The organism is Mesorhizobium sp. M7A.F.Ca.CA.003.01.2.1 (assembly GCF_003998945.1).
GTDB lineage: Bacteria > Pseudomonadota > Alphaproteobacteria > Rhizobiales > Rhizobiaceae > Mesorhizobium > Mesorhizobium ciceri.
Genome location: NZ_RZRA01000470.1, coordinates 1 through 4,303, shown reverse-complemented (window position 1 = coordinate 4,303; position 4,303 = coordinate 1). Strand labels below are relative to the sequence as shown.

At 61.3% G+C, this 4,303-nt stretch carries 6 protein-coding genes; all 6 read left to right on the top strand.

Annotation, left to right across the window (positions count from 1 at the left end):
• The coding region (locus EN969_RS18960; protein WP_127419310.1) for an extracellular solute-binding protein at positions 1-422 on the top strand (422 nt) is incomplete at its 5' end.
• 65 nt (positions 423-487) lie between these two features.
• Positions 488-1,393: a sugar ABC transporter permease gene (locus EN969_RS18955; RefSeq protein WP_013529495.1), complete on the top strand. Its 906-nt coding sequence runs from the start codon at positions 488-490 to the stop codon at positions 1,391-1,393.
• Position 1,394: 1 nt separating this feature from the next.
• On the top strand, positions 1,395-2,354 hold the full coding sequence (locus tag EN969_RS18950) for a carbohydrate ABC transporter permease (RefSeq protein ID WP_013529496.1): 960 nt from the start codon (positions 1,395-1,397) through the stop codon (positions 2,352-2,354).
• Positions 2,351-2,572, top strand: coding sequence for a hypothetical protein (locus tag EN969_RS18945; RefSeq protein WP_013529497.1), 222 nt, complete (start codon positions 2,351-2,353; stop codon positions 2,570-2,572). The genes EN969_RS18950 and EN969_RS18945 overlap by 4 nt, the downstream gene beginning before the upstream one ends.
• The gene (locus EN969_RS18940; RefSeq protein ID WP_063169050.1) at positions 2,569-3,672 is read left to right on the top strand and encodes an ABC transporter ATP-binding protein; all 1,104 of its coding nucleotides are present in this window, start codon (positions 2,569-2,571) and stop codon (positions 3,670-3,672) included. The genes EN969_RS18945 and EN969_RS18940 overlap by 4 nt, the downstream gene beginning before the upstream one ends.
• Positions 3,672-4,303 (top strand): sugar ABC transporter ATP-binding protein (locus EN969_RS18935; RefSeq protein WP_164758343.1); only part of this gene is annotated, 632 nt, incomplete at its 3' end. The genes EN969_RS18940 and EN969_RS18935, both read left to right, overlap by 1 nt.

Here is a 4,303-nt window from a genome sequence, read left to right as displayed (position 1 = left end):
ACACCGGCTTCTTCGCCAACCCGGCAGGTCCAGGTGGCGAGCAGTTCGCCGCGCTCGGCGGCCAGGGCATTTCCGTCGTCTCCTATTCCAACAACAAGGAAGAGGCGATGAAATTCCTGAAGTGGTTCATCCAGGACGATACGCAGAAGAAGTGGGCGGCCCTCGGCGGCTACACCTGCAACAAGGCCGTGCTGGAATCGGCCGAGTTCCAGAACGCCACGCCCTACAACAAGGCCTTCTACGACACGATGTTCAAGGTCAAGGACTTCTGGGCGGTGCCGGAGTATGCGGAACTGCTGCAGCAGCTCAACCAGCGTGTCTATCCGTACATCGTAAACGGCGATGGTACGGCCAAGGAAATGCTGGATGCGCTGGCGAAGGATTGGGACGCCACGTTCAAGAAATACGGCCGCGGCCAATAACCGACATGTAGTGCGGAGGAGGCCTGCGCCTCCTCCGTTTTCTTTTTCAGGAATGGGAGCAGGTCTTGGCGACCACAATGATCACACCGCTGAATACCTCCTCCAGAGCCGCCTCTCGCGGCCTCAGCGACATTTCGATACGCAACCTCTTCATCATCCCGACGATCGTGTTCCTGATCGTCTTCAACATCTTTCCGCTGATCTATTCGCTCGGCTATTCCTTCACCGACTTCCGCGCATCGACCAATGCGCCGGCCAATTTCGTCGGACTGAAGAACTATCGCGAGCTCCTCAGCGACCCTTATATCTGGAACAATTTCGCGGTGACCGCGAAATACGTCATCGTCTCGGTCGTCGGTCAGGTTGTCGTCGGCTTTGGAACGGCAATGCTGCTCAATCGCACCATTCCGCTCAAGGGCCTGATCACGACATTGCTGCTCTTGCCGATGATGCTCTCGATGGCGGTGGTCGGCCTGTTCTGGAAGCTGCTCTACGATCCGTCCTGGGGTGTCATCAACTACGTGCTCGACCTCGGCAAATTCCAATGGCTCGGCGACCCGAAGATGGCGCTCTACGCGGTCGCGTTCACGGACATCTGGATGTGGTCGCCCTTCGTCATGCTGTTGTCGCTCGCCGGGCTTTCGGCGGTGCCGAAGCATCTTTACGAAGCTGCCGCGATCGACCGCGCCGGGCCGTTCTATACCTTCTTCCGCATCACGCTGCCGCTGGTCGCGCCGATCCTGATGATCGCGGTCATCTTCCGCACCATGGAAGCCTTCAAGACTTTCGATCTTGCTTATGTGCTGTCGACGCAGCCGAGCACGGAGGTGATTTCCATCCGTCTCTACAAGATGGCTTTCCAGGAATGGCAGACGGGGCGCTCCTGCGCGCTTGCCTATATCGTGCTGATCATGGTGCTGGCGATCACCAACATCTATGTGAAATACCTCAACAAAGTTAAGGAGCGCTGAGATGGCGGCCGTCCAGACTTCGGGTGAACGGGCGCTCAACAAGGTCGCTATTGTCGCCGTCCTTTTGGTGACGATCATCTTCCTGGCGCCGATCTACTGGATCGTGGCGACCTCGTTCAAGCCACGCAACCTGGCCACGACGATCCCGCCGACGGTGATGTTCGAGCCGACCATCTCGCCTTTCGTCAAACTTTTCACAAAGCGCTCACAGTTGCGCAGCCCGCCGTCGGCCGAAGAATATGCCGCCGCCCCGTGGTGGGAGCGCGTCGTGTTCGACGGCGGCGAGAAGATCGTGCGCGACGGCAAGGGCCAGGTGCAATGGTCGGGATATCCGAGCCGCTTCCTGAACTCGCTCATCATCGCCATCACCTCGACGGTGTTGGCGGTCGGCATGGGGACATTCACCGCCTATGGCTTCTCGCGCTTCAAGGTGAAGGGGGAAGCGGACCTGCTCTTCTTCATCCTGTCGACGCGCATGTTGCCGGCGGTGGTGGTCGCCATCCCGATGTTCCTGATGTACCGGGCAGTCGGGCTCAACGATACGCATCTGGGCCTGATCATTCTCTACACCGCCTTCAACCTGTCCTTCTCCGTGTGGCTGATGAAGGGTTTCATGGACGAGATTCCGAAGGAATATGAGGAGGCCGCGCTTGTCGACGGCTACACGCGCATGGAGGCGTTCTTCAAGATCGTGCTGCCGGAGGCCGCCACGGGCATCGCCGCCACCGCCGTGTTCTGTTTCATCACCGCATGGAACGAATACGCCTTTGCGCTGATCATGACCAACCGCCGCGCCCAGACCGCGCCTCCCTTCATCCCGAGCCAGGTCGGTTCGGGCCTGCCGGACTGGACGGTGATCGCCTCCGGAACCTTCCTGTTCCTGCTGCCGGTCGCCATCTTCACCTTCCTGCTTCGCAATCATCTGCTGCGCGGCATGTCCTTCGGAGCGATCCGCAAATGAGTTTTCGCGCCTTCAACCAGAAATACCTTGAACCTGGGTCGCAGATATTGATGGTGCTCGGCATCGTCGCGCTCTGCCAGCCCTGGAACATGCTGCTGCACAGCTATGGCCTGACCATCATCCTGATCGGGCTCGTCGGCTTCAACGTAACCTCCAAGATCGCGCCCGAGGAGAAGGCCGGCACCGGCCAGGTGCGCAATCCGGGAGCACAGCATTGACCCAGATCGAGCTTCGCGGCGTCCAGAAATTCTTCGGCGCCGTCCAGGTCATCAAGGACCTGAACCTCAAGATCGCCGACAACGAGTTCATCGTGCTGCTCGGCCAATCGGGCTGCGGCAAGACGACGACGCTGCGCGCCATCGCCGGGCTGGAAACCATCGACGAGGGCGACATCTTCATCGACGGCAAGCCGGTGCAGCATTTGAAGGCCGCCGATCGCGACATCGCCATGGTGTTCCAGTCGTTCTCGCTCTATCCGCATATGAGCGTCTACGAGAACATCGCCTTCCCCTTGCGTGCCACGCGCAAGAGCAAGACGGAGATCGACAGCGAGGTGCGCTCCGTCGCCAAGACGCTGCAGATCACCGACCTGCTGGACAAGAAGCCGTCGGCGCTCTCGGGTGGCGACATGCAGCGCGTCGCCATTGGCCGCGCTCTGGTGCGGCGGCCGAAAGCCATGCTGATGGATGAGCCGATCGGCGCGCTCGACGCCAAGCTGCGCGAGGAGATGCGCGCGGAAATCAAGCGGCTGCACATCAAGCAGGGCTCGACCACCATCTATGTCACGCACGACCAGATCGAGGCCATGAGCCTGGCCGACCGCATCGTCATCATGCACGCAGGCGTCTTGCAGCAGGTCGGCACGCCCGACGAGGTCTATTCGCAGCCGGCAAATCTGTTCGTGGCGCAATTCGTCGGCAGCCCGGTGATGAATGTCACCGATGCGGCGGTGGCCGAGACGACGTCCTCGGTTTCGGTGACGGTCGGTGGAGCCGCCGCCGGCTTCGAGTTCCCGCGAGCCCTGCTGTCGAAGCTCAACGGCCATGCCGGCGGCCAGTTGGCGCTTGGCATACGGCCGGAAGGCGTGCTCATCCGGCGCGAGGCGACCGAGGGCTTCGTGCCTGTCGACACACATATCGTCGAGCCGCTCGGCTCCTTCGACATCGTCGATCTCAAGGTCGGAACCGAGTTGCTGCGGGCCCGCACCAAGAGCGGCTTCGTTGCCGGACCCGGTGAAAGGGTCTTCGCCAGGATCGACCCGACCCAGGCGCATTTCTTCGACAAGGCAAGCGGCAAGTCGCTTGAGGTGAGACTCTGATGGCCCATATCCAGCTCAAGAACATCTCGAAGACCTTCGGCAACCACACGGCGCTCACCGGGCTCGATCTCGATATTGCCGATGGCGAGTTCTTCGTGCTGCTGGGCGAGACGGGCGCCGGCAAGACGACGACGCTGCGGCTTATCGCCGGCCTGGAGAAGCCCAGCGAAGGCCAGGTCTTCATCGACGGCGTCGACGTTGCCGACTGGGGTGCGGCCGAGCGTGACGTGGCGCTGGTGCTGCAGCAATATTCGCTCTATCCGCGCTACACGGTGCGCGAAAATCTCGAATTCCCGCTGAAGCCGAAAATTCGCCGGCTGCCCGACGCCGAGATCAAGGACCGTGTCGACCGTGCCGCCCGTACGCTGCGGATCGAGCATCTGCTCGACCGCAAGACGGATCGGCTGTCCGGCGGCGAGATGCAGCGCGTCTCGATCGGCCGCGCCATCGTGCGCAAGCCGCGTGTGTTCCTGATGGACGAGCCGCTGTCTGCGCTCGACGCCAAGCTGCGCGAGGCGCTGCGGACTGAACTGAAGAACCTGCAGATACAGCTCGGCGCCACCTTCCTGTTCGTCACCCACGATCAGATCGAGGCGATGTCGATGGGTGACAAGGTCGGCGTGCTCAACCA

What these genes read in the sequence shown, in the direction of transcription:
- EN969_RS18950 (WP_013529496.1), top strand. Translation starts at nt 1,395, where the DNA reads ATGGCGGCCGTCCAGACTTCGGGTGAACGGGCGCTCAACAAGGTCGCT.
- EN969_RS18945 (WP_013529497.1), top strand. Translation starts at nt 2,351, where the DNA reads ATGAGTTTTCGCGCCTTCAACCAGAAATACCTTGAACCTGGGTCGCAG.